Raw genomic sequence first — 24,124 nt, 5'->3', positions numbered from 1 at the left:
TGACGGCGCCCTCTCCCCGTTCTACGGGGGAGAGGATGCCGGCAGGCAGGTGAGGGGCAGCGCTGACCAAGGCCGCGCTCACGCCAGCTTGGCCAAAAGCCTCATGAAAATCGCGGCCTCCTTGGCCGAAAGCGGCGCCAGCGTTTCCTCGGTGATCTCGCGGGCGATCGGGATCAGCCGCTCGACGGCATTGCGGCCTTCAGCGGTCAGATTGACCAGCAGGCGCCGTTTGTCGACCTCATGCTTGGAAAGCTCGACCAGGCCGCGCGCCTTGAGCCGGTCGATGACACCTTTCACCGTCGCGGCGTCCATGGCGATCAGGCTGCCAAGCTGGTTCTGCGAGGTCTCGCCGACATCGTGCAATTTGGCCAGGGCGGCGAATTGCGGCGGTGTCAGGTCGGCAATGTGCGCGGCGAAGATCGAGACATGGCGCTGGTGCGCCTTGCGCAGGATGAAGCCGACCTGCTCCTGCAAGCGGTAATCGTTTTCGTCAGGCTCCTCTGCCTCGACCAGCTTGAGCTTGATGTCTTCGGCGCTCACCGCAGTCCGTCCCACGCCTTGATGTCTTTTGCCGCGAGGCCGCCCATGCGGTCGTGCACGCGCGGGCCGCAGGTCATGGCGAGGCAGAACAGGATCTCGTCGGGACGCGGCCCGTCGCTAATGCCGACCTCCATGGCATCGAAATGACTGCGCACATAGGCGGCGTTGATATGGCCGAGCGGCACGTCGAGCCGCGAGCCGAACGCGCCGACCTTCTTTGCCGATGGCACGATCGCCTTGGCGTCGCCGAGCCGCTCGCGCATGGCATAGCCGCCAGGCACATGCCACAGCGCGCCATGCTCCAGCTCGCCGGCGATACCGACGATGGCGCCCTTGCCGTAGCCGTCGATCTGTTTCACGTCGCCACCCAATGCGGCAATCAGCTTGTCGGAGAGCAGCAGCCCGAGCGGCTTCAGATCGTCCATGGCGCTCTGGAGGTCTTCCACGTAACGGCCGGCGAAAGGGTTCTTCACCACCGCCATGGCTGCGGCGCGGCGGCGCGGCACCTTCGCCACCGGCCCGCCCTCATGAAATATCTCCTCCGTCAGCACCGCAATCTTGCGGATCGCAAACTCAGGCATGGGCAATTTCCTTCCTTGATTTCTCGTTGGGCGCAACGAGCGCCATGTGACCGGCGATCCGTGCCTGACCGGCAAGGAACAGGGCTGAAGCGGCAATCAGGCCATGTCGCCGAAACTCTTCGGCGACGGCGATCCCACTGTCGAGCGCGGCGGCTATTTCGCCTGATGAAAGCGCGCCGACGGCTTGGGTGACCAGGCGATCGCCAAGGTCGCTGTCGGGCGCCAGATCGCGCGCCGGCATGCGCTCGACGGCGCCATGACCGGGCAGGTCGACGGCGTTGCCGATCAGGGTCGCGGCGGCATCGGCTTCAGCACCGGTCCGCGCCAGTACGGTAACAGCGTCGGCGATGCCGAGCGAAAAGGAACGGCCGCGCCAGCCGCTTGTCGCGATGCCGCGGATCCCGTCTTCGGCACGGATCGTGATCCGGTCTGCCAGTCCGTGGCCCGTCCCGGCAATGGCGACGGTCATGGACCGGCCGTTGCCGAGATGGATCGCGCTGTCGCCGCCATTGTTGACGTAGGCGCGATCGAGCCGGCGGCCAGCCAGCACCGCACCAAGCATTTCGTCGGCTACCGAACCGGCGACCGCGGCCATCGGCGTGATGAATTGTTTCGCCAGCGGAACAACCGCCGACTCCATGCGTCGCGCCGTCGGGCCAGCGAAAGCACGTGGTCGCGACGAGGCCGGGCGGCGCAGTTCTGGCAATTCGTCGACGAGCTCCTGCAGGATTGTTTGAAACCGCGCCACCGCCTGGCCATAGGCGGCGCGGCATTCGTCCGCATCGCCAAATGCCTCGATGATCAGGTCGATCGGGCCATGATTGAGATGCAGCCGCCTGCCGTCCTCAAGCCAACGTACCTGCGGCCCGTTCATCACCCGACCCCGTTGCCGGCTGCACGCCGCAACTGCGCCAGCGGCGGCCACGGATTGCGGGCCGGCGCAGCCGTGCCGCGGCGCGGGTTGAGATACTCGCCACCTTTGGCCAGAATGTCGTCAACGCTGCGGATCTCGGCTTCGTAGCCGCCGAGCCTGATATAATCGTCGCGGCGCAGGGTGAACTCGATCGGCGCCACCAGCGCCGGCGTCGGCACATAGCCGAAGGCGCCTTCCGGCACGCGGGTGACATCGACCATCAGCGTGATGCCGCCGCCCGGCCAGACATAGACCGGCGCGCCGCCGACCGTCACATAAGTCGTCAGGCCCTGCACCGAGCGGGTCAGATTGACCGGATTCTCGGTGACCCCGGCGCGCAGCGAGCCGCCGGCACCGCCGACGAACAGCACGGTGCATAGCGCCGGCTCGCAATTCTCCTCGATCAGGCCGACGGATTTCTGCAGCCGCTCGGGGAATGGTTTCTGCACCGGCTTCAACGCGTCGTCGAGCTCGTAATAGGCGAACTGCTCGCCGGTGGTCGAGACCATAAGCAGCGACAGGCCGGGACGCGCGCCCTTCTTCGCATTCCATTCGCCAAGGATCGACAGCGGATCGGAAATGCTGGTGCCGCCCCAGCCGAGGCCCGGCTCTGACACCTTGAAATAGCGGCCCGGCGTCGAACGGCGGCCGACGATTTTTATCCCCGTGTCCTGCCAGCCGAGCACCTTGCCCGCCTGATGCTCGGAGACGACGCCGGTGATGTGGTCGTCGACCACCACCACCTCGTCGACCAGGCCGCGCCACTGGGTGGCGAACATGCCGATGGTGGCAGAGCCGCAGCCGACGCGCATTCGATGTTCGAGCTTGCCGTCGATGACCGGCGGCTTGCCGGCTTCGACGATGACCACAGCGCCGCCGTCGATAGCGAGCTCGACCGGCTTGCGGTTGCATAGATTGAGCAGCGCATCGCAGGTGGCGCGACCTTCGGCCTTGGAGCCGCCGGTCAGATGATGCACGCCGCCCAGCGACAGCATCTGCGAACCATATTCGCCTGTCGTGACATGGCCGATCGCCTCGCCCGCCGAGCGGACCGTCGCCGTTTCGGGGCCGATATGACGGTCGGTATCGATCTTCACCTTGACGCCGCAGTAGGAGAAGATGCCCTCGGTGACGACGGTGACGAGATCGACGCCTTCGACCTCCTGGCTGACGATGAATGGCGCCGGCTTGTAGTCGGGATAGGTGGTGCCCGCGCCGATCGCGGTGACGAAGCGGCGGCCGGTGTTGACCAGTTCGCCGTCCCATTCTTCGCCCTCGGCGACAAACGGCACGACCGCGCCGCCGGCCTCGGTCGCGTGGTCGAGGATGGTCAGCGGATCCATCCGCACGATCCTGCCGCCGACGTTGCCGTAGCGATCACAGGCGCCGGTGCGGCCATCTGATATGTAGCACATGACCGGGCAGGCATCGCAGCGGATTTTTTCCGCCACCTGCTTCTCGCCGGGATCATGCGTCTCGAAGCGTTCGGCAAGCTCGCTCATCGGCGTGCCTCCTTGTCGCGTATCGCGGCGCGGATACGGGTCGGCGTCGCGGGAATTTTGGTGACCAGGACGCCGGTGGCATGGCGGATGGCGTTGAGGATCGCCGGCGCCGTCGGGATCAGCACATGCTCGCCCAGACCCTTGGCGCCAAAGGGTCCTTCCGGATCCGGAACTTCGATCAGGATAGTCTCGATCGGCGGCACGTCGCCGATCGTCGGGATCAGGTAATCGTGCAAATTCTCGGTGCGGCCGGGAATGTACTCCTCCATCAGCGCCATGCCGATGCCTTGTGCGATGCCGCCCTCGATCTGGCCTTCGGCGAGCAGCGGATTGATCGGCTTGCCGACATCATGCGCTGCGGTGATCTTGATCAGCTCCACCGTGCCGAGCTTGAGGTCAACCTCCAGTTCGGCGATCTGCGCGCCGTAGCCATAAACGGCATAGGGCTTGCCCTGGCCCTTGGCGTCGAGCGGCAGGGTCGGCGGGTCATAGCTTTCCTCGGCGCGAAAGACCAAGTCGTCGGCATCGGCCTTCAGCGTGGACAAATCGATATGCCGTGTCGCTTCGCCCTCGCGGATGACCAGGCTTGTGCCATCGAGAGCGATCGCGGCTTTCTCCGACACATTGGCGAAGCGCAGCACAGTCTCGCGCAAGGCGCGGCCGGCTTTTTCGGCGGCCTTGCCGGTCACGAAGGTCTGGCGCGAGGCGGACGTCTTGCCGGCGTCCGGCGTGATCGCCGTGTCGGCGCTTTTCAGCCGGAATTTTTCCAGCGGCAAGCCAAGCGCGTCGGCGCAGATCTGGGTGATGACCGTGTTCGAGCCTTGCCCGATATCGACTGCGCCCTGATGCAGGACGACATCGCCAGAGGCGGAGATGCCGACCCTGATGGTCGACGGATTGGGCAGCGAGGTGTTGCCACAGCCATACCAGCAGGAGGCGACACCGACCCCGCGTCTCCTGCTGTCATTGGCACTGTTGAATGTATCGGCATCGACAAGCGCACGCATCCAATGCGGCCGCAGCGCTTCAAGGCACTCGGCAATGCCGACGCCCGCTTCCAGCTTCTGGCCGGTAACCGTTTCGGAGCCGTTACGAAGGCAGTTCCTAACGCGAAAATCGAGCCGATCCAGCCCAAGCTTTTCGGCCAGCTCGTCGTAGAGCGTTTCCTGCATGATCGTCGCCTGCGGCACGCCGAAACCGCGGAAGGCGCCGGAGATCGGGCCATTTGTGTGAATGGCGCGGCCCTCTGCGCGATAGTTCGGCGTCGCATAGGGACCGGAGGCATGCACCGGTACGCGGTTGGCGACGGTCGGTCCCCAGCTCGCATAGGCGCCGGTGTTGAAATCGCCGGCAAAGACCATGCCGGTGATGCGGCCATCGGCATCGGCGCCGATGGTCGCCGTCATCTCGGCGGGATGACGCTTGGTGGTCGAGATCATCGATTCATGACGGGTATAAGCGAGTGCCGCCGGCCGCCCGGTCTTGATCGCGACCAGACCGATCAGCGGCTGCAACGAAACGTCGAGCTTGGAGCCAAAACCGCCGCCGGTGGCGGTCGGCACGATCCGCACCTTGTCGACGGCAAGGCCAAGCACCTTGGCCACGTCGTCGCGGTCCATGTAGGGCGCCTGCGTGCAGGCGACGACGACGAGCGTACCGTCGTCCATATAGGCATAGCCGGCCTCAGGCTCGATGTAAGCGTGCTCGACATAGGACGTGTCGATGGCGCCCGAAACGATGAAGGCAGCGCCGGCAAGGGCGGCCTCCGGGTCGCCGCGCTCGACAAAGCCTGATGTGAGCAGGTTTGTCGGCCGGTTCTCGTGGATCAGCTGCACGCCGCCGGCCTGCGCCTCGCAAGGCTGCAGAAGGTGCGGCATCTCGGTCCAACGAACAGGAAAATCCGAAAGATCGAGATCGAGGATGGCCTCGCGCTCGCCGGCAACCAGCGCCACCGCCTCGCCACGAAAGCGCGAAAAACCTTCAGCCAGCGCCGGCTGGTCGGCAAAAGGCGCAATGACGCCGAAGCAGTTCTTTCCCGGAATGTCGGCAGCGGTGAAGACGCCGACGATGCCGGGATGGACTTTCACCCAGGCGTCGAGATCGCCGAAGGCGAAGCGGGCGTGATAATGCGGCGAGCGAACCACCAGCACCGCCAGCGCGTCGGCCGGGAAGGAATCGCCGCCGAATTTTTCGCCGCCGGTAACTTTCGGCAGGCCGTCGAGCCTGATCGGAGAGGAACCGACGGCGTGGCCTGAGATTGGCATTTTGCGGTCAAGGTCGAGATCCAGCCGCTGACGTTGGTGCTGCCCGTCACCCTCCCCCTCTCCCCGTGAAAGACGGGGAGAGGGGGACGCCGGCGCTGGAGCTTGTCCCTTCTCCCCTTCACAATGCGGGGAGAAGGTGCCGGCAGGCGGATGAGGGGCAGCGCCGTCGGTCGAGAGTTCGCTCGCGAAACGTCCAGCATTCATCACCGCAGCGATGATCTTGCGGTAGCCGGTGCAGCGGCAGAGGACGCCGCCCAGCGCATCCTGGGTTTCGGCCTCGGTTGGGTTGGGCGTCCTCTCCAGAAGTGCTGTCGCCGCGATTAGCAGGCCGGGGGTGCAGATGCCGCACTGCGCCGCGCCATGATCGAGGAACGAGGCTTGCAGCGCCGACAATCTGCCGTTTGCGAGACCCTCGACCGTCGTCACCACGGTACCAGCGGCAGAAGCCGCTGACATGAGGCAGGCGCAGACGGGTTCGCCGTCGACGAGCACCGTGCAGGCGCCGCAGTCGCCGGCGTCGCAGCCGATCTTGGTGCCGGTCAGGCGCAATTCGTCGCGCAGCACCGAAGAGAGACGGCGAACCGGCGGCACGCAGACAGAAACGGCGGCGCCGTTGACCTCGAAGATGATGTCGACGCGTTCCATGCTCATGCCAGGCTGAGCCATGCTCATGCCAGGCTGAGCTTTGGTCATGCCAGGCTGCGCTTTGCTCATGCCGCCACCGCCTTGTCATTCAACGCGTGACCCGCGGCACCGAGAACGGCGCGGGCGACAATCTCGCGCGCGGCGTCCAGCCGGTATTCGGCGCTGCCGCGCACATCGCCGATCGGCGACAACTCGTCCATCGGTGCAGACTGGATCGCAGTGGCGAGGGCGTGGTCAACCGGGAGGCCGCGCAAGGCTGCTTCGACGCCCGAGAGACGCTTGGCGACAACCGAACAGGACCCGACGGCGACGGCAGCGTTGCCGACGAGGCCATCCTCAATGGTCAAGCGGGCCGCCGCCATGGCTATCGAAATGACGAGATAGCGACGCGCGCCGAGCTTCACGAAAGCCGACGTGCCGGTGGCCGCGTTTTTCGGCACGCGGATGGCGGTGACCATTTCGCCCGGCTGCAGTTCTGTGCGGCGGTTTCCCAGGATGAATTTTTCCAGCGGCAGATGGCGGACCATCGCAACCGTGCGCAGTTCGACCTCGGCGTCGAGGACGAGCAGCGCCGGCACGCCGTCGGCGGCCGGAGAGGCATTGCAGAGATTGCCGGCGATGGAGGCGACGTTCTGGATCTGCACGGAGCCGACTTCTCGCGCCGCCTGCTTCAGCGCATCGAAAGCCGCCGGCAGCGGATGACGGACAAGATCGGTCCAGGTCGTGCGCGCACCGATAACCCAATGGACCTCGGTTTCGGCGATACCGCGCAGCATTGCGAGACCGTTGATGTCGAGGACATTTTCGCGGAAAGGCGTGGCTCCTTGCGTCGGATAGAAATCGGTGCCGCCAGCAAGAATGCGCCACGGAGCCTCGCCAAGCAAAGCGAGCGCCTCGTCTATGGTGGTGGGTTTCGCGTAACGGATCACGCTTTGCCTTCCCAGAAAAATGGGCCTCCTCGAAAGGGGCTTCCCGACGGAGCCTTTCCGGCGTCCGAACCGGTCAAATTCATTCGTATGCAAATGATATCAAGCCGGCAGGAATTGTCAAAGCCAGAGTTTTGCGCCAGCGCCGGCATCGGCGCGACGGCACGCATTTGTTACGCCGTTGGAGTTGACGCAGCCGGCCATCTGGTCAAGTTTCTGCATCCGTTGCGTCAGCGGCATTTTTCGGTGGGTTCGAACACCGGATTCCACGTTTCGGCAGACTTCATGCCTCCGGGACAAACAAGAGGGAGGCTCCATGGCCGACGAAGCGCTTGTTATCATCGACCTGCAGAACGATTTCTGCCCAGGCGGCGCGCTGGCGGTGACCGGCGGCGACGAGATCGTGCCACTGGTCAACGATCTGATCCGGCGGACCGAGCATGTCGTGCTGACGCAGGACTGGCATCCCGCCGGCCATTCGAGCTTTGCCTCCAGTCATCCCGGCAAGCAGCCGTTCGAAACGATTGGCATGCCTTACGGCCAGCAGACGCTGTGGCCGGACCACTGCATCCAGGGCAGCCTGGGTTCGGATTTCCATTCGGGCCTTGCCTGGACCAAGGCCGAACTGGTGATCCGCAAGGGCTTCCGCCCGGAGATCGACAGTTATTCGGCTTTCTTCGAGAACGACCATGCGACGCCGACTGGCCTTGCCGGCTATCTCCAGGAGCGCGGCATCGACACGTTGACCCTGGTCGGCCTGGCGACCGATTATTGCGTCGCCTTCTCGGCGCTCGACGCGGTCAAGCACGGCTTTCACACAACAGTGCGGCTCGACGCCTGCCGCGGCATCGATCTCAATGGCTCCGTCGAGACGATGCTGAACCGAATGCGCGATGCCGGCGTGACGCTGGCTTGAACATCACCAATCGCATTCGACACACTTCCAGAGGGGGCTTTATGCGGTTTGCGGCGGCTTTGACGGCGGGCGCTGTGGTGGCAGTCGCAACCCTGTTTCCAGGAATAGCGCTCGCAGCCGAGGCCCACGAGTTGCCGGGCGAAACAATGTCGCTGTGGTGGGCGCTGCCCTTTGCTGGCCTGCTTCTGTCGATCGCCACTGGGCCTTTGCTCTTCCACCATGTCTGGGAGCATAACTACGGCAAGATCACCTTCTTCTGGGCCGCCCTTGCGGTCGTGCCGCTGGCGGTTGCATTCGGCATGCCTTCGGCCACGGAGGCGGTGCTGCATGCGCTGCTCACCGAATATATGTCGTTCATCATTCTTCTGTTTGCGCTGTTCACCATTTCGGGCGGCATCCTCGTCGCCGGCAACATTCACGGCACGCCGCTGGTGAATGCCGGACTGCTGCTGATCGGGGCGATGCTCGCCTCGGTCATCGGCACGACCGGCGCCTCGATGATCCTGATCCGGCCGATCCTGCGCGCCAACGACAACCGGCGGTTCAACGCCCATGTCGTCATCTTCTTCATTTTCCTGGTGTCCAACATCGGCGGCTCGCTAACGCCGCTCGGCGACCCGCCGCTGTTCGTCGGCTTCCTGCGCGGCATCGATTTCTTCTGGACCACCACCAACCTCTATCAGGAGACACTGTTCGTCGGCGGCCTGGTGCTCGCGGTCTTCCTGGCCATGGACATCATCCTGCATCACCGCGAGGCTGGTGCGCCGAAGATCAAAGATCCGACACCGGACACGAAGGTGCGCATTCGAGGCCTGCCCAACGTCCCGCTGCTGGCCGGAGTGATCGGCGCGATCCTGCTTTCCGCGACCTGGAAGCCAGGCGTGGCTTTCTCCGTCCAGGGCGTGAGCCTTGAATTGCAGAACCTCGTGCGCGACGCGATCATCCTGGCGCTTGCCTTCCTTTCGCTCGGCGTCTCGCGCAAGAGTCACAGGCAGGCGAACAACTTCCACTGGGAGCCGATCGCCGAGGTGGCGAAACTGTTCGCCGGCATCTTCATCTGCATCGTGCCGGTCATCGCCATTCTCAGGGCCGGTGCCGACGGCGCGCTGGCGCCGCTGGTCTCGCTTGTCAGTTCGCCCACGGGCGAGCCAAACGACCTTGTCTATTTCTGGATGACCGGAGCGCTGTCGTCCTTCCTCGACAATGCGCCGACCTATCTGGTGTTCTTCGAGCTCGCCGGCGGCGATCCGCAGCATCTAATGACCACCTTCGCCTCGACGCTGGCGGCGATCTCGACCGGCGCAGTGTTCATGGGCGCCAACACCTATATCGGCAATGCACCGAACTTCATGGTCTACGCCATTGCCAGGCATCGCGGCGTGAAAATGCCGGGCTTCTTCGGCTACATGGCGTGGTCGGGCGCGGTGCTGATCCCGATATTCCTGATCGCGGGTTTTCTGTTCCTTGGCTGATCAGACGACGCCGACATAGCGGCGGACCGCCGACGGATCGGCGCGGAGCTCCTCGACATCGACGGTCTCGCGGTTGCGGCCGTTCTCGATGAACGAGACACGGTCGGCGACGGACAGCACGGCATCGACGCGCTGCTCGACCAGGATCGTCGAGACACCAAGGTCGCGCAGCTTCGACACCGTCTCGCGGATCCTGGCGATCATCGACGGCATCAGCCCTTCGGTCGGCTCGTCGAGCAGAAGCACCTGCGGCTCGAGGCACAGGGCCCGCGCCATGGCCAGCATCTGCTGCTCGCCGCCTGACAGCGTGCCGGAGCGTTGTCTCAGCCGCTGGCGCAGCAGCGGGAAAAGGTCGAGCACGTTTTCGCGCGTCGTCTTGCCCTTGCCGCGCGCCATCAGGCCGATCTCGATGTTTTCCGCCACCGTCATCTCGGCGAACAGCCGCCGGCCCTGCGGCACATAGGCGACGCCCGCCTTCGGCACGTCATGCGCCGGCAGGCCGGTCAACTCCTTGCCGTCGAGCCTGATCGAGCCGGCGCGTGAGGGAACGAGGCCCATGATCGCCTTCAGCGTCGTCGTCTTGCCGGCGCCGTTGCGGCCGAACAGGCAAAGCACCTCGCCCTTGTGCAGCACGAGGTCGAGGCCGTAGAGCACCTGGACCTCGCCGTAGAAGCAGTCGAGCCCGGAGATGGTCAGAGCTTCAGCCCATGGTTGAGTCATGGGGTCGTCCCCAGGTAGGCGTCCTGCACCTCGCCATTGGCGCGGACCTGCTCGGGCGTGCCTTCGGCCAAGATCTTGCCGGCGTTGAAGACGGTGATGCGGTCGACAAGCTGCATGACCACCGGCATGTTGTGTTCGATTAGAAGCACGGTGGCGCTTTTGGCGATCTCGCGCACCAGCCCGATGAAATTGTCGATCTCGCTGTCGGCCAGCCCCTGCGTCGGCTCGTCGAGGATCAGCAGGCGCGGCTTTAGCGCCAGCCCCATCGCCACTTCGAGCAGGCGCTGATGGCCATAGGACAATTGCCCGGCCGGCATGTGGGCGCGGTCGGCAAGGCCGGTGCGCTCAAGCGCCGTCATGACGCCGACATGTACGGCACCTTTCGAGCGGCCATCGGTCAGCGTGCGCTGCACCGGCAGCGCGACGTTGTCGTAGGCGGTGAGATTGGCAAAGACGCTGGTGATCTGGAAGGTATAGGCGATGCCAAGGCGGACCCTGGCGTAGGCCGGCAGGTTGGTAATGTCGGCGCCGTCGAAGACGATCATGCCCGACGACGGCTGGATGCGACCGCTGACCAGACTGATGAAGGTGGTCTTGCCGGCGCCATTGGGGCCGATGACGGCGCGAATCTCGCCCGGCATGAGGGCGAAGTCGACGCCGTCGACGGCGCGCAGGCCGCCGAAATTGCGGGACAGGCCCTTGGTCGTCAGCAGCGGCATCATGGCAGCCATCCGAGCCAGCGCTGGCGGATGGTGCCGAGGATGCCCCTGGGGAAGAACAGCACCAGCAGGATGAGGGCGATGCCGACGATCAGCAGATAGGCCGAGGTGTAGCCGCTGGTGACGTCGACGACATAGTACATGAACAGCGTGCCGATCAATGGACCGAGCGTGGTGGCAGCACCACCGAGCAGCACCCAGAGCAGCGGCAGGATGGAATATTGCACCGAGGCGAAGGTCGAGCCGACATAACCGAACAGCAGCGCGTAGGCGGCGCCCGAAGCCGCGCAGATTGTGCCGGAGACGAGGACCGCGGCAAGCTTGTTGGAAAACGTGTCGTAGCCGAGCATTTTGGTCCGCTCCTCGTTTTCGCGGATGGCGACCAGCACACGGCCATACCTGGAGCGGACGACGGCGAGCGTCACCAGCAGCACGATCGAGAACAGGACGAGTGCGCTCATGTAGCGCACGGTCGGATTGGTGAGGCCGAGCGACGTGCTGCCCAAAACAAGCACACGCGCCGACTGTGGCACGACCAGGCCCTGATCGCCGCCGGTCCAGGAGGCGAAATAGAGGATTATGAGGTAGAACACCTGCGCGAACATCATGGTGACGATCATGAAGGCGACGCCGGAAGTGCGCAGCGCCAGCACGCCGATCACCAGCGCGAGAAGCGCACCGCAGGCAAGCCCGGCGGCGAAGGCGGCCGGCACGCTCCAGCCGAGATGGATGACGGCAAGGCCGGCGCCATAGAGCCCGGCCGAAAAGAACATGGCGTGGCCGAGGCTGAGCAGCCCGACATAACCGAACAGCATGTTGTAACCCATGGCGAAGACCGCCAGCACCATGATGCGGGCGAGCAAGCCGTGATGGTATTCCGGCAGGACGAAGCTTAGGGCGAACAGCAGGGCGATGACGCCCAGATGCAACGCATAGGCTTTTGCCGGTGAAGCCTCCTTCATCGCGATGCCGTCCCGAACAGACCTTGCGGCCGGAACACCAGCACCATGGCAACCAGCAGCGTGGCGATGATCTTGGCCAGCGTCGGCGAGAAGAACACCGAGATGATGCCGTCCGACAGGCCGATGAGCACGGCGGCGACCACGGTGCCGCGCAGCGAGCCGAGGCCGCCGATTATGACGACGATGAAGGACAACAGCAGCGGGTCCTGCCCCATCAGATAATGCGCCTGGCTGATCGGCACGATCAGCACCGCGGCCACCGCCGCCAGCATGGCGCCGAGCGCGAAGACACCGGCATAGACGCGGTCGACCGGAATGCCGAAGGCCTGCGCCGTCTCGCTGTCGTATTGCGTGGCGCGCATGACAAGGCCGATTTTCGTACGCGTCAGCACGAACCACGTCGCGACAAGCAGAAGCGCGGACGCGGCGATGATCGACAGCTTGTAGCCGGAATAGCCGAACCACGGCAAAAGGATGCGGTAGCTGAAGGGCGCCTCAACCGGCCGTGCCTCGGGACCGTAGAAGGTCAGCGCCAGTTGCTGGATGATGTAGAGCATTCCGATGGTTGCGACGATGGTGGCTTCCGGATTGTAATTCAGCCGGCGCAACACCAGCCGTTCAGCGACCAGCGCGATCAGGCCGACGATCAGCGGCGCCAGCACCAGCGCCGCCAGAAAACCGAGCGCCGGATGGCCCGATATCGCCGTGGAGATCGCCCAGGCAAGCACCGCACCCAGCATAAAGAGCTCACCATGGGCGACATTGACGACACGCATGACGCCGAACACCAGCGACAGCCCAAGCGCCGTCAGCGCCAGCACCGCGGAGGTGACGAGGCCTTCGAGGGCAGCAAGGAGAAGATGAGGTCCGAAGTGCATCGGCTAAGCACCGGCGGATGCGCGAAGCACCCCCCTCTGGCCTGCCCTCTTTGCCAAGACTTGCCATCTCCCCCTCAAGGGGGAAGATTGGCAGTTCCCATGAACGCGGCCATCTATCAACCTTGGCGATTGGCGAAAGTGGTGATGACAGCCAATCTCCCCCCTTGAGGGGGAGATGCCCGGCAGGACAGAGGGGGGTGGATCGAAGCGCACTGTGCTTACAGAACCAAGCTTACAGCGGCTGGGTCGTGTAATCCCCTTCCGGCTCGTAGAGGCCGTCCTCGATCTTGGTCTTGTGGACGACGTTCAGCCGGCCGCCTTCGACCTTGGAGATGTTCTGGATGCCAAAACACTGGTGGATCTTGCCGTTGAAGGTCTTCGGCCCCTGCGGATGCTCGGGGCCTTCGGCGAACTCGGTCAAGGCCTCGGTCGCCTCGACCAGCTTGGCGCGGTCTTCGGGACCCTTGTAGCCAGCATCCTCCATCGCCTTCTTGACGACATAGAGCGTTTCCCAGCAGCCGAACATGTGGGCGGCGGTGGAGACGTCCTTCGGATCGCCGACGGCGGCACCGTTGTCGTCGATGCCGACGGCGGCGCGATAGGCCTTCTGCGCGGCGGAATCATCGGGCTGCGCGTAGCGCGGCGAGCCCTCCCAGAAATGGCTGCCGTCGAGGAATTCGAGGCCGGGGCTGTTGATGTCGGTGGCTTCGAGCGAATCGATGAAGCCGAACAGCTGCGGCCGGTTGGAGCCGTAGAATTCGCCGAGTTCCTTGACGAAGGTGAGCACCGCCGGGCCGACCATGACGTGGTAGATCACCTCGGTTTCGGCCGGGATCTGCGGAAAGTATTTGGTGAAGGACGATTCCGTCGGCGGGATGGCTATCTGGGCGATGACCTCGGCGCCCTGCGCTTTCAGCGCTGGCGGCAGGTAGTCGCGATGGTCGTAGCCGAAGGCGAAATCGGGGAATATCTGCGTCACCTTCTTGCCGGCATTCGCCGCGATCCATGGCGCCATCGCCTGGATCTGGCTCTTCACGTCGGTGATGCCGGGCTGGAAAACGTAGCGGTTGAGCTTGGTCGAGGCGACGTGGTGGCCTTCGCTGACGACAAAATAGGGCATCTTGGCCTCGCCGGCGGCGGGTGCCGAGCCGATGACGACATGCGAAAACAGCGTGCCGTAGACGATGTCGGTCTTGTGCTGGGTGGCGAACTTGCCGACCACTTCGGCGCCGCGGCCGGGATCGGTGCCGTCATCCTCGATGATCACCTCGACCGGCCGGCCGTTGATGCCGCCGGCTTCGTTGATCGCCTTGACCGCGGCGGCGGTGGTCCTGTCGTACCAGCGGCCATAGGCAGCGCCGATGCCGGTGCGGTGGCACTGGAAGCCGATCTTTATCGGCGCCGCGCTCTGCGCCTGGCTGTAGCGCACGAACCCGGGCGCGACGGCGAGACCGGCGCCCGCGGCCAACCCCTTGAGCGCCGTGCGGCGGGTGAGACCGGTCTTGGAGAGATCGAAAAACCCATTCTTGTCAGTCACGGCAGTTCCCCTTGTTTTTTTGAGTTTTGACCAATGGCTGTAGCGAGGCGGGCCACTCTTGATAAGAGCGCCGAAATTGCATGTGTACAAACTAAATCACCAAAGCCCTGATGTGGCAAGCGGGCTTTCCCGAGGGATCAATCGACGCCGTCGAAGTGGGCTTTTGTCTCATCCGGCAGCCGGCGTGGCAAGCAGCCACAGGCCTAAGACCGTATAGGCGATCATCAGCACGGTGAGCGGAAACTGGCTGAGCGCGGCGCGGGCGGGAACCGGATGCAAGCGCCAGGCGAGGCCATGCGCGACGAGCACGGCGAGCATGTGGCCGGCGATGATGACGCCGGCCTGAAAATTCCACAGCCACCATGCCGAGCCGGCGCCGGCGGCCGTGCCGGCTTCGACCCGCATGTCGGCGGTGCCGAACAGGTCCCAGCCCAGCGCAAATGGGTCGGAAAGCGCAGCCATGGCGTATTGGCCGTCGACGAGCAGCGCCGTCAGATAGTGCGCAACATGATAGGCGAGCGCGATCGGCACGATCGACCAGACCAGCAGCCCTGCAGCCTGACCGAGGGAATGCGGGCTGCCGGCAAGACGCTGGCCGAGGACAATTGCAAGGATGAACGCGGCCGCAAGCAGGACGAACGTCAGCACGAGCCCGAAGGTGCCGACGCCGATCACCGCCGTGCGGCCTGGAAACTCCAGCGGATTGAGCCCGAACAGGCCGAGCCAGAAGAAGGTTTTGGACAGGCCGTCGAAGGAGACCGACGACAGCGCAAGCAGCAGGAAAGCAATGCCGCTGAGCGACAGCGGCGCGGCATCGCTGAGCTTGGCGCCCGGCCAGCACAGACTGAGTCGACCGCCTTCATTGCGCCCGCCTTCATTGCGCTCGACTTCATTGCGCTCAAGGAGGGCGAATCGCGCAACCATGGCGAAAAAGACGGTCAGGAACTCACCGTGCCGGCTCCAGTCGCGGTAGCCGAACATCAGCATGGCGGCAAAACTCAGCAGCCAATAGAGGCCGGCGGCCCGGGCGAGCCGCGCCGGATCATCGGGCGCCGGGTCGATCAGCTCGAACCAGGCGAATGCGAAGAACAGCACGACGGCCGGCCAGTAGCCGAGCCACCGGGGCGGGCGCCATGTCTCGCGCGCGCCGAACAGGCTGGAAATGACACGCCAAGGCCCGTACCAGGGGTTCAGCCATGACCAGAGATTGCCGAGCAGCCCCTGCAGCAGAACCAGCCCAACCCAGAGCAGCGTCCAGACGGTCAGGGGCAGCGGGTTGGAAAGCGGATCGCGGCTGCCGAACAGGCCGGCCGCAACGAGAATCGCGAAGCCGGCAAAGGATATCAGGCTGACGGTTGCCCGTGCGCCGTCGCCGAACGCGAACAGCGGCAGACGCCGCCGCCAGAAGCGGGCAGGAAAGTCTGAGGGCAGCAGTGCCAGGACAAGGAAACTGGCGGCGACCGCGAGCGCACCGCCGGCGACGTAGTAGCCGGTGGGCAGAAGCAGGACGTGGCCGCGATCGGAGGCATGGGCGAAGGCGGGGGTGGGCGATGCGATGAAATCCGAACAGATGAAAGCTCCCGTCCAGAAAGAATATGCTCGCCCGCAGTGATCCTTCGCACCCCCCTCTGTCCTGCCGGACATCTCCCCCGCAAAGGGGGAGATTGGCTGGCATGTCGGCTTTCGCCAATCTTCGACGTTGCAGGAAGGGCGCCGTTCGAACGAACTGCCGATCTCCCCCCTTGCGGGCCTTGCGGGGGAGATGTCCGGCAGGACAGAGGGGGGTGGGCGGGAACTCACGCTATCCGAGATTTCCCTTTTGGCGACGCGAAACCATTCGCAGCCTTCACACCTTGACCAGCTGCTCCACGCGGTCTTTCTCGCCAAATAAACGCAGATACCGCTCGATCTCTTTCTCGTCACCGGTGGCCTTGGCTGGATTATCGGAGAGCTTTACCGCCGGGCGGCCATTGGCCTCTGTGACCTTGCAGACCAGTGAGATGGCGTCGAGCCGGTTGGTGTTGGTCGGCGCGCAGCCCTCGAAATCATTGGTCAGGTTGGTGCCCCAGCCGAAGGACATGCGCACCTTGCCGTGGAAATGGCGGTAGGTTTCCTCGATGGTCTCGACCTCGAGCCCGTCGGAGAAGATGAGCAGCTTCTGCCTGGGGTCCTTGCCCTTTTCGCGCCACCAGGAAAGGATCTTCTCGCCGCCCTCGATCGGCGGCGCGCTGTCGGGGCGGAAACCGGTCCAGTCGGCGATCCACTCCGGCGCATCACGCAGGAACGCCGCGGTGCCGAAGGTGTCCGGCAGCACGATCAGCAAATTGCCGCCATAGTAGCGCTGCCAGTCCTGCAGCACCTTGTAGGGCGACTGTTTCAATTCCTTTTCCGAATTGGCGAGCGCGGCGAACACCATCGGCAGTTCATGCGCGTTGGTGCCGAGCGCTTCCAGGTCGTTGTCCATGGCGAGCAGCACGTTGGACGTACCGGTGAAAGCCTCGCCGATACCTTCCTTGAGCGCTTCGACGCACCAGCGCTGCCACAGGAAGGAATGGCGGCGGCGGGTGCCGAAATCCGAAATCCGGATATCGGGCAGCGCTTTCAGCCGCTCGGTCTTGGCCCACATCTTGGCCTTGGCGCGGGCATAGAGCACGTCGAGCGCGAAGGGCCCGAACGCCCGCATGGCCGCGCGAGATCGAAGTTCATTGATAATTGCCAGCGCCGGAATCTCCCACAGCGTCGTGTACATCCACGGGCCGCTGAACCTCAATTCGTACTGGCCATCGCGCTTGGAAAGCTCGTATTCGGGCAGCTGGAAATTTTCGAGCCAGGCGAGGAATTCCGGTTCGAAAATCTGCTTGCGGCCATAGAAGGTGTTGCCGCCGAGCCAGATCATCTCTTTCTTCGAGAAGCGCAAGGTGCGGGCATGGTTGAGCTGATCACGCAGTTCCACCTCGTCGATCTCCTCGGCAAGGCGAACCGAGGTGGTGCGGTTGATCAGTGAGAAGGTGGCATCGACCTCGGGATACATGCCCCAGATCATCTGCAGCATCAGCAGCTTGTAGAAATCGGTGTCAAGCAGGCTGCGGACGATCGGGTCGAGCTTCCAGGTGTGGTTGTAGACGCGCCGCGCTATATCGGTCTTAGTCATGTCTCGATGCCGCCTTCACTGCTGGCTCCCTGCGGAATGCCTCTTAGCATTGAATTTTTGAATGCGCCTCCCGCTTGGCGGGCTGGCCCGACAAAAAGAAAACCTGCGGCAAGCGCGCGGCTCCGGCAATTGCAGCCTCAGGACGCGGTCTTGGCGCCGATCACTCGCAGCGCCGGGCGCTTCCTGCGGATGCCAATGCGGCCCGCCACCGGCGCATCGGCGCGGCTGTCGGCCTGTTCCTTCTCGGCAAACAGCCAGTCGATGAACAGCTGCACGATCGGCGCCGACCTCATCTCGTTGCGGCAGACGACGTAGAAATCGTCGACCGCCGGCACCGACAGGCTGAACGGCGCGACAAGCAGTCCCCTGGCGAGCAGTCCGCTTGCGGTCACCGTATCGCCAAGCGCCACGCCATGGCCATGAACCGCCGCCTCGGTCGCCATGCGAGCATCGCCGAGATGATGGCGGCGGCCGCGCTCCAGATCCAGCGCATCGGCGGCGGCCAGCCAGGTGTGCCACTCACGGCCGTCGTCGCCATGCAGGAAGACATGATCGGCGAGATCGCGCACGGTGCGGATCGGACGATTGTTGATCAGCGTCGGGCTGACCACCGGGAACAGTTCGAGGCCCGACCATTTGCGCATCCAGCAATCGGTCCAGCTGCCGTCGCCATAGTGCACGCAGACGTCGATATGCGGTGCGCGGATGTCCTTGGCGTCATTGGACGGAATCAGCGTCAGCCTGATGTCGGGATATTGCGAGGTGAAGCTGCCGAGCCGCGGGATCATCCACAACAGCAGCAGCGCCGGCACGCAGGACACCGAGAGGGCGCCGGTGCTCGCCGGCCTCGTCATGCGCTGCGTGGCGGCGGCGATACCGTCGAAGGCGGTCGACACCGCCGGCAGCAATTCGGCGCCGTGCGGCGTCAGCTTCACCCGCTGACCAGCGCGCTCGAACAGCTTGACGCCAAGCGACTGTTCGAGCGCCTTGATCTGGTGGCTGATGGCGCCATGGGTGACGTTGAGCTCAGCCGCGGCCTTGGTCAGCGAGGCGTGGCGCGCCGTCGCCTCGAAGGCCCGCAAAGGATTCAGGGGAGGTAGACGCTTGGCCATCGGGGCCTCAAAGGAGCACGATCCCGAAAAGTGGGGACCCGGTTTTCGGATAAGATCGTGCTCAACATTAATGTGAGATTTTCTCACAGCAAAGACCCTAACAATATCAATTGATTTTTCAATGCAGCTGCAAGACACTTTGGGTCGAACAGCATCAAGACGTGAAATCCGCAGGCAGCCGGCAGGATGGCGACCGTCATTGATGGCCGCTCCGCACCAGCCATGGAGGACCGACATGGGTTATGATCGCGGCAAGCTCGAAGCGTTGCGCCGCAAATATGGCGAGAGCCATGGCGGCGAGATGTTCGACCCGAAATTCCGGCGCGTCGCCGACAAGATCTTCTCCAAGAGCGGCACACGGCTGGCGCCCTATTCCGGCATCCCGACCTTCCTCGCCGCGCCCTACCGGGAAATTGCCGCCGACAATCCTGATTTCGGCGACCTGCAGGTGGCGATGATCGGCGTGCCGATGGACCTCGGCGTCACCAACCGGCCGGGTGCCCGCTTCGGGCCAAGGGCGCTGCGCGCCATCGAGCGCATCGGCCCCTACAACCATGTACTGGAATGCGCACCGACGCATGAGCTGAAGGTGGCCGACATCGGCGACGTGCCGTTCCAGAGCCGCTACCGGCTGGAGACCAGCCATGACGACATCGAGCGCCGCACCAACCAGATCGTCGATGCCGGCGTCATCCCGCTTTCGGTCGGCGGCGATCATTCGATCAGCCATCCGATCCTGAAGGCTGTCGGCAAAAAAGCGCCGGTCGGCATGATCCATATCGACGCCCACTGCGACACCAGCGGCTTGTTCGACATGACCAAATTCCACCATGGCGGGCCGTTCCGCAACGCGGTGTTGGACGGCGTGCTCGACCCGTCGCGCACCATCCAGATCGGCATTCGCGGCTCGGCCGAGTATCTATGGGAGTTCACCTACGAATCCGGCATGACCGTGGTCCATGCCGAAGAGGTGACCGGCCTCGGCATCCCTGCCATCATCGCGAAGGCGCGCCAGATCGTCGGCGATGGCCCGACCTATGTCTCCTTCGACATCGACAGCATCGACCCGGCCTTCGCGCCGGGCACCGGCACGCCGGAAGTCGGCGGGCTGACGACGCGGGAAGTGCTTGAACTCCTGCGCGGCTTCAAAGGGCTCAACATCGTCGGCGGCGACGTCGTCGAGGTGGCGCCGCAATACGACGCAACCACCAACACGGCCCATGCCGGCGCGCAGGTGCTGTTCGAGATCCTCAGCCTGATGGTGTTCAGCCCGGCGATCTCAGGCAAGGGAGCCTGACGCATCAGACCATGAAGTTCCAAGGCGACCGCCGCGCTGGAGCCGGCGGCCGCATTCAAACAAAACAAGCTTCCAGCAGGGGAACGAAAATGACACTTCACATGAAGCTCAAATCATCCATCGCAGCCGTGCTGATGCTCGCCGGCCTTGGTCTTGCCACCCAGGCCGCCAATGCCGACGCGCTCGACGACATCACCAAGGCCGGCGCCATCAATGTCGGCATTTTCTCCGACTTTCCGCCCTTCTCCTCGGCCAGTGCCGACATGAGCATCAAGGGCTATGACATCGACGTGGCGCAGTTCATCGCCGACCAGCTCAAGGTCAAACTCAATTTGGTCAGCGTGACCGGCCAGAACCGCATTCCGTATCTTACCGACAAGCGCGTCGATATCCTGATGAGCGTCGGCTATTCCAAGGAGCGTGAGCAGGTGATCGATTTCGCCGCCGCCTACGCACCCTATTATATCGCCGTCATCGGCCCGGCCGCGCTCAAGGTCGAAGGCAAGGACGACCTCGCCGACAAGTCGATCGCCGTCAACCGCGGCACGCTGGAAGATACGTCACTGACCGAGGCAGCACCCGCCTCGGCCGACATCCGCCGTTTCGACAACTACAACTCCGTCATCCAGGCCTTCATCTCGGGTCAGACCCAGCTGATGGTCGTCGGCAACGATGTCGGCGCCCAGGTGCTCGCCCGCCAGGAGGCACTGAAGCCTGAACAGAAGTTCCAGCTTCTCACCTCGCCCTCACATATCGGCCTCAACAAGAACGAGGACCGCCTGAAGCAGGCGGTCAACGACGCGGTCGCCAAGATGCTGGCCGACGGCAAGCTGGACGAAAGCTCGAAAGCCTGGCTCAAAACACCGCTCAATCCCGACAACCTCAAGGATTGATCTCCGGGGTAAGGACCTATCATGGGCTACAGCCTCGACTTCGGCTGGCTTGCCGATGCGATAGGTGCGATCGCGCGCGGGGCGGCCATGACGATCCTTTTGATCGCCGTGACCACGCTCGCGGGAACGTTCCTCAGCATCCTCGGCGCGGCAGGGCGGCGAAACGGCCCCTTGCTGCTCAAGCGGGCAATCGGCGTCTATGTCGAAATTATCAGGAACACGCCGTTCCTGGTGCAGTTGTTCTTCATCTTCTTCGGGTTGCCCAGCATCGGCGTGAGGCTCGATCCGCTGCTGGCCGCCATGCTGGCAATGACGCTCAACATGGCGGCCTACACGATCGAGATCGTCGGCGCCGGGCTCGACGCCGTGCCGCGCGGGCAGACGGAAGCAGCCCTTGCGCTTGGGCTCAGGCTGCGCCAGGTGTTCGTCAAGATCGTGCTGCCGCAGGCGCTCAAGGTGATCTATCCGGCGCTGACCAGCCAGATCATCATCATGATGCTGGAGTCGGCCGTGGTGTCGCAGATCGCGGTGCGCGAACTGACCTACGAGGCCGACATGCTGCAGGCGCGCACCTTCCGTGCTTTCGAGACCTATTTCGTGGTGACGATCGTCTATCTCGTTCTTTCCGTGGGGCTGCGCCGGCTGCTGGTCAGCGGCGGCCGCCACGCTCTGGGAGCCGGCGTGTCATGATCGAATTTACCTTTTGGGATATCGTCCGCAACCTTCTGCTCGCCGCGCGCTGGACGGTGCTTCTGTCGCTGGCGGCCTTCGTCGGCGGCGGTGTGGTCGGCATGCTCGTGCTGTTCTTCAGGATCGCCAAGAATAAATGGGCGCGGCGGCTTGCGTCGGGCTACATCGCGCTTTTCCAGGGAACGCCGCTGCTCATGCAGCTCTTCCTGATGTTCTTCGGCCTGCCGATGCTGGGCTTGCGCATCGAACCTTGGACCGCCGCAGCACTTGGCCTTACCTTCTTCGCCAGTGCCTATCTCGCCGAAATCTGGCGCAGTGGTGTCGATGCGCTGCCGCGCGGCCAGTGGGACGCCGGCGCCAGTCTCGGCCTTCACTATCTGCAGGAACTGAGGCTGATCATCCTGCCGCAAGCGTTTTCGATCACCCGCGCCCCGACCGTCGGTTTCCTGGTGCAGCTGATCAAGTCGACCGCGCTGACCTCGATCATCGGTTTCGAGGAACTGGTCAGGACATCCAACGCGATCAACAACGCGACCTTCGAGCCGTTCACCGTCTATGGGCTGGTCGCCTTGATCTTCTTCGTCATGTGCTTTCCGCTGACGCAATATGCACGCAGGCTTGAACGCGCGACGGCTACAAACTAGGGATCTGCCTCTGCGGTCAGCGCTCGAATGTCTCCCTTGGGTCAGAACTGCCGTTCACCAACGTCCGGTTCTGACCCAAGGAGGTCGTTCGCGAGTTGAACTTCGAACGTCCGCAACGGGTGGCACGCGCCGTTGAGCGGCGCGGCCTGGGAAGCTTCTTCAGTTCGGGAGACCGGCGTTGATATACCCTTCGACAAAGTGCTCCCGGTCAGCGGGATTTTGAAACGGATGTATGTCAGCCCAGCGTCGAGCCTTAAAATTAGGGTTGTCGGAAAGAAACAGTGCAGCCTCCGCCTTCGCTTCATCGAGACGACCAAGTTGCGCCAAGCTGGCCGCCAGAACACGCTGGGAGCCCGTTCGATACGTTGCTTCGTGCTTCAATGCCTCGATCGCCTCGATCGCTTCCCCATATCGGCGCGCGGCATAGTTGGCGAAGCCCAGCACCCAAAAATAGACTCGCGGGGGATATGGGTTGAGCCGGAAGGCCCTCTTGACGCTTTCGACCCCTTCACTCGCCCTTCCTTGGAAGACACGTAGATCCGCCTGCAAGGCCCATGCGTCAGCATGATTGGGATTGAGACGCAGGGCTTCGCCGAACTCCATGTCACCACGGGAAAGATCTCCCTCATAAGCATGGATGTAGCCCAATATCATCCGGGCATCTGCATTTTCCGTGTCGAGGGCTCCCGCGCGATCGGCAGCCTTCAGAGCTGTCGCACGGTGACGCTCCAGATCCTCTCCCCACATCGCCCAAGCCGCACAGTGGCTCATTGCAAGCCATGCATGTGCCGCGGCAAAGCCGGGGTCTTTTTCAATTGCCGCCCGGAGCAGCGGCCGAGCCGCTTCGTTGCCCTTCGTCGATTGCATGACCAATGCTCGACCACGAACAAAATGGTCGTACGCGTCGATGCTTGTTGCACGCGGCCCCACTGAGAGTCGCCCACGAGGAAGCGCCCCTGCAAGTGCGGCGACGATTCGTCCGACTACGTCATCCTGAAGCTTGAAGACATCATCGAGGTCGCCGTCGAAACGATCCGCCCAAACTTGCGTTATCTCAGCCACTTTAGTGAGCTCGGCATTGATACGCACGCGTCCCCCGGCGCGGCGGACGCTTCCCTCGACAATGTATGCGACGCCCAACTCCGCTCCGATCGCGCGGAGGTCGATTTGCTTTCCTCGATAGGCAAAGGATGAATGCCGCGCGATCACGGTCATGCCCGGTACTTTCGATAAGTCGGTAATCAGGTCTTCCGACAAGCCCTCGGAAAAAGGCACCTGCTCAGGGTCGTTGCCGAGGTTTCTGAACGGGAGGACGGCAACCGACAAATGGCCCTGTGCGGATCGTCGTGCTGCATCGCCCTGCGGTTGAGGCTCCATCCCATCTTCATCGTCATGGATCGATCCTGCAAACCGGTAGCCGACGCGCGGCACGGTCTTGATCCACTCCATGCCGTCGCTCGCTTCGCTCAGACTCCTCCGGAGAGCGGCAATCTGAACGGTGAGGTTGCTTTCCTCGATGCTTGTCGCTGGCCAGGCCGCGTCCATTAGTTCCGCGCGGGTCACCACACCGCCGCCTGCTTCGAGCAGCACCTCCAGGAGTGCAAGTGCGCGTGCTCCCATCGGTGTCGGCAGCCCGCGCGCCAAGAGGAGCCTCCGGCGGCGATCAAATACAAATGGTCCGAACCTTAGCGCTTCCCCAGCCATGGCTAGAATTTACACAATCTACCTTCGAATTTCGGAATTTTTCGTAGCTTTCCCCACG

21 protein-coding genes are annotated in these 24,124 nt (G+C 63.7%); 6 read left to right on the top strand and 15 right to left on the bottom strand.

Annotated elements, in window-relative coordinates:
- Positions 1–78: 78 nt before the first annotated feature.
- From AC0L3I_RS12060 to AC0L3I_RS12035, 6 genes are read right to left on the bottom strand one after another with little or no spacing between them, the layout of a single operon-like run.
- A complete protein-coding gene (locus AC0L3I_RS12060) occupies positions 79–540 on the bottom strand; it encodes a MarR family winged helix-turn-helix transcriptional regulator (protein WP_095491183.1) in 462 nt (153 codons plus the stop codon).
- Positions 537–1,121 (bottom strand): amino acid synthesis family protein, encoded by a 585-nt coding sequence (locus tag AC0L3I_RS12055; RefSeq protein ID WP_192358270.1) that lies wholly within the window; start codon positions 1,119–1,121, stop codon positions 537–539. Before AC0L3I_RS12055 ends, AC0L3I_RS12060 begins: the two co-directional genes overlap by 4 nt.
- A complete protein-coding gene (locus tag AC0L3I_RS12050; protein ID WP_473527037.1) occupies positions 1,114–1,995 on the bottom strand; it encodes a UPF0280 family protein in 882 nt (293 codons plus the stop codon). Before AC0L3I_RS12050 ends, AC0L3I_RS12055 begins: the two co-directional genes overlap by 8 nt.
- A complete protein-coding gene (locus AC0L3I_RS12045) occupies positions 1,995–3,536 on the bottom strand; it encodes a 6-hydroxynicotinate reductase (RefSeq protein ID WP_473488408.1) in 1,542 nt (513 codons plus the stop codon). Before AC0L3I_RS12045 ends, AC0L3I_RS12050 begins: the two co-directional genes overlap by 1 nt.
- Positions 3,533–6,472 carry a molybdopterin-dependent oxidoreductase gene (locus AC0L3I_RS12040; RefSeq protein ID WP_473527132.1) on the bottom strand — a complete coding sequence of 980 codons (2,940 nt, stop codon included), beginning with the start codon at positions 6,470–6,472 and terminating at the stop codon, positions 3,533–3,535. The genes AC0L3I_RS12045 and AC0L3I_RS12040 overlap by 4 nt, the downstream gene beginning before the upstream one ends.
- Before the next feature lie 38 nt (positions 6,473–6,510).
- Complete coding sequence (locus AC0L3I_RS12035) at positions 6,511–7,374, bottom strand: FAD binding domain-containing protein (protein WP_473527036.1); 864 nt, start codon at positions 7,372–7,374, stop codon at positions 6,511–6,513.
- A gap of 313 nt (positions 7,375–7,687) precedes the next feature.
- Between AC0L3I_RS12035 and pncA the strand changes: the two genes are divergently transcribed.
- Together pncA and AC0L3I_RS12025 are read left to right on the top strand one after the other, a co-directional pair.
- Positions 7,688–8,287, top strand: coding sequence for a bifunctional nicotinamidase/pyrazinamidase (gene pncA / locus AC0L3I_RS12030; protein WP_473488406.1), 600 nt, complete (start codon positions 7,688–7,690; stop codon positions 8,285–8,287).
- Positions 8,288–8,328: 41 nt separating this feature from the next.
- Complete coding sequence (locus AC0L3I_RS12025) at positions 8,329–9,759, top strand: sodium:proton antiporter (RefSeq protein ID WP_473488405.1); 1,431 nt, start codon at positions 8,329–8,331, stop codon at positions 9,757–9,759.
- Here AC0L3I_RS12025 and AC0L3I_RS12020 read toward each other — a convergent pair whose 3' ends face one another.
- The 8 genes from AC0L3I_RS12020 to gcvA form a co-directional block, all read right to left on the bottom strand.
- Positions 9,760–10,479 carry an ABC transporter ATP-binding protein gene (locus AC0L3I_RS12020; protein ID WP_473527035.1) on the bottom strand — a complete coding sequence of 240 codons (720 nt, stop codon included), beginning with the start codon at positions 10,477–10,479 and terminating at the stop codon, positions 9,760–9,762. It abuts the gene before it with no gap.
- Positions 10,476–11,201: an ABC transporter ATP-binding protein gene (locus tag AC0L3I_RS12015; protein WP_473488403.1), complete on the bottom strand. Its 726-nt coding sequence runs from the start codon at positions 11,199–11,201 to the stop codon at positions 10,476–10,478. Before AC0L3I_RS12015 ends, AC0L3I_RS12020 begins: the two co-directional genes overlap by 4 nt.
- The gene (locus AC0L3I_RS12010) at positions 11,198–12,160 is read right to left on the bottom strand and encodes a branched-chain amino acid ABC transporter permease (protein WP_473527034.1); all 963 of its coding nucleotides are present in this window, start codon (positions 12,158–12,160) and stop codon (positions 11,198–11,200) included. The genes AC0L3I_RS12015 and AC0L3I_RS12010 overlap by 4 nt, the downstream gene beginning before the upstream one ends.
- Positions 12,157–13,038, bottom strand: coding sequence for a branched-chain amino acid ABC transporter permease (locus AC0L3I_RS12005; RefSeq protein ID WP_095491192.1), 882 nt, complete (start codon positions 13,036–13,038; stop codon positions 12,157–12,159). Before AC0L3I_RS12005 ends, AC0L3I_RS12010 begins: the two co-directional genes overlap by 4 nt.
- Before the next feature lie 232 nt (positions 13,039–13,270).
- Positions 13,271–14,575 carry an ABC transporter substrate-binding protein gene (locus tag AC0L3I_RS12000; RefSeq protein WP_473488401.1) on the bottom strand — a complete coding sequence of 435 codons (1,305 nt, stop codon included), beginning with the start codon at positions 14,573–14,575 and terminating at the stop codon, positions 13,271–13,273.
- Positions 14,576–14,743: 168 nt separating this feature from the next.
- The gene (locus tag AC0L3I_RS11995; RefSeq protein WP_473527033.1) at positions 14,744–16,219 is read right to left on the bottom strand and encodes a hypothetical protein; all 1,476 of its coding nucleotides are present in this window, start codon (positions 16,217–16,219) and stop codon (positions 14,744–14,746) included.
- Between the two features lie 202 nt (positions 16,220–16,421).
- Entirely contained in the window at positions 16,422–17,726 is a 1,305-nt protein-coding gene (gene pncB / locus AC0L3I_RS11990; protein WP_473488399.1) for a nicotinate phosphoribosyltransferase, read from the bottom strand.
- A 137-nt stretch (positions 17,727–17,863) separates the two neighbouring features.
- Positions 17,864–18,838 (bottom strand): transcriptional regulator GcvA, encoded by a 975-nt coding sequence (gcvA, locus tag AC0L3I_RS11985; RefSeq protein ID WP_123146136.1) that lies wholly within the window; start codon positions 18,836–18,838, stop codon positions 17,864–17,866.
- Between the two features lie 235 nt (positions 18,839–19,073).
- Here gcvA and speB point away from each other — a divergent pair, with 235 nt between their 5' ends.
- The 4 genes from speB (at position 19,074) to AC0L3I_RS11965 (ending at position 22,362) form a co-directional block, all read left to right on the top strand.
- A complete protein-coding gene (gene speB / locus AC0L3I_RS11980; RefSeq protein ID WP_473527032.1) occupies positions 19,074–20,135 on the top strand; it encodes an agmatinase in 1,062 nt (353 codons plus the stop codon).
- Between the two features lie 89 nt (positions 20,136–20,224).
- Positions 20,225–21,028 (top strand): transporter substrate-binding domain-containing protein, encoded by an 804-nt coding sequence (locus AC0L3I_RS11975; protein WP_254024590.1) that lies wholly within the window; start codon positions 20,225–20,227, stop codon positions 21,026–21,028.
- 21 nt (positions 21,029–21,049) lie between these two features.
- A complete protein-coding gene (locus AC0L3I_RS11970; protein WP_473488397.1) occupies positions 21,050–21,718 on the top strand; it encodes an amino acid ABC transporter permease in 669 nt (222 codons plus the stop codon).
- Positions 21,715–22,362 carry an amino acid ABC transporter permease gene (locus AC0L3I_RS11965; RefSeq protein WP_473488396.1) on the top strand — a complete coding sequence of 216 codons (648 nt, stop codon included), beginning with the start codon at positions 21,715–21,717 and terminating at the stop codon, positions 22,360–22,362. Before AC0L3I_RS11970 ends, AC0L3I_RS11965 begins: the two co-directional genes overlap by 4 nt.
- A 159-nt stretch (positions 22,363–22,521) precedes the next feature.
- Here the strand turns inward: AC0L3I_RS11965 and AC0L3I_RS11960 are convergent, their stop codons facing one another.
- Positions 22,522–24,066, bottom strand: a complete 1,545-nt coding sequence (locus AC0L3I_RS11960) for a winged helix-turn-helix domain-containing protein (RefSeq protein WP_473527031.1) — start codon at positions 24,064–24,066, stop codon at positions 22,522–22,524.
- Positions 24,067–24,124: the final 58 nt, after the last annotated feature.

The sequence above is a fragment of the Mesorhizobium sp. WSM4840 genome, from assembly GCF_055811755.1.
Note: the sequence above shows the minus strand (reverse complement) of the source record. Positions and strands in the feature narration are given on the sequence as shown.

Excerpts from the sequence above, each read along its gene's own strand:
- AC0L3I_RS11965 (WP_473488396.1), top strand. The coding sequence starts at position 21,715 with ATGATCGAATTTACCTTTTGGGATATCGTCCGCAACCTTCTGCTCGCC.
- AC0L3I_RS12050 (WP_473527037.1), bottom strand. The coding sequence starts at position 1,995 with ATGAACGGGCCGCAGGTACGTTGGCTTGAGGACGGCAGGCGGCTGCAT.
- pncB (WP_473488399.1), bottom strand. The coding sequence starts at position 17,726 with ATGACTAAGACCGATATAGCGCGGCGCGTCTACAACCACACCTGGAAG.
- AC0L3I_RS12015 (WP_473488403.1), bottom strand. The coding sequence starts at position 11,201 with ATGATGCCGCTGCTGACGACCAAGGGCCTGTCCCGCAATTTCGGCGGC.
- AC0L3I_RS12045 (WP_473488408.1), bottom strand. The coding sequence starts at position 3,536 with ATGAGCGAGCTTGCCGAACGCTTCGAGACGCATGATCCCGGCGAGAAG.
- gcvA (WP_123146136.1), bottom strand. The coding sequence starts at position 18,838 with ATGGCCAAGCGTCTACCTCCCCTGAATCCTTTGCGGGCCTTCGAGGCG.
- AC0L3I_RS11970 (WP_473488397.1), top strand. The coding sequence starts at position 21,050 with ATGGGCTACAGCCTCGACTTCGGCTGGCTTGCCGATGCGATAGGTGCG.
- AC0L3I_RS12020 (WP_473527035.1), bottom strand. The coding sequence starts at position 10,479 with ATGACTCAACCATGGGCTGAAGCTCTGACCATCTCCGGGCTCGACTGC.
- AC0L3I_RS12040 (WP_473527132.1), bottom strand. The coding sequence starts at position 6,472 with ATGAGCATGGCTCAGCCTGGCATGAGCATGGAACGCGTCGACATCATC.
- AC0L3I_RS11995 (WP_473527033.1), bottom strand. The coding sequence starts at position 16,219 with ATGTCCGGCAGGACAGAGGGGGGTGCGAAGGATCACTGCGGGCGAGCA.
- AC0L3I_RS12055 (WP_192358270.1), bottom strand. The coding sequence starts at position 1,121 with ATGCCTGAGTTTGCGATCCGCAAGATTGCGGTGCTGACGGAGGAGATA.
- AC0L3I_RS12025 (WP_473488405.1), top strand. The coding sequence starts at position 8,329 with ATGCGGTTTGCGGCGGCTTTGACGGCGGGCGCTGTGGTGGCAGTCGCA.
- AC0L3I_RS12005 (WP_095491192.1), bottom strand. The coding sequence starts at position 13,038 with ATGCACTTCGGACCTCATCTTCTCCTTGCTGCCCTCGAAGGCCTCGTC.
- AC0L3I_RS11960 (WP_473527031.1), bottom strand. The coding sequence starts at position 24,066 with ATGGCTGGGGAAGCGCTAAGGTTCGGACCATTTGTATTTGATCGCCGC.
- pncA (WP_473488406.1), top strand. The coding sequence starts at position 7,688 with ATGGCCGACGAAGCGCTTGTTATCATCGACCTGCAGAACGATTTCTGC.
- speB (WP_473527032.1), top strand. The coding sequence starts at position 19,074 with ATGGGTTATGATCGCGGCAAGCTCGAAGCGTTGCGCCGCAAATATGGC.
- AC0L3I_RS12010 (WP_473527034.1), bottom strand. The coding sequence starts at position 12,160 with ATGAAGGAGGCTTCACCGGCAAAAGCCTATGCGTTGCATCTGGGCGTC.
- AC0L3I_RS11975 (WP_254024590.1), top strand. The coding sequence starts at position 20,225 with ATGACACTTCACATGAAGCTCAAATCATCCATCGCAGCCGTGCTGATG.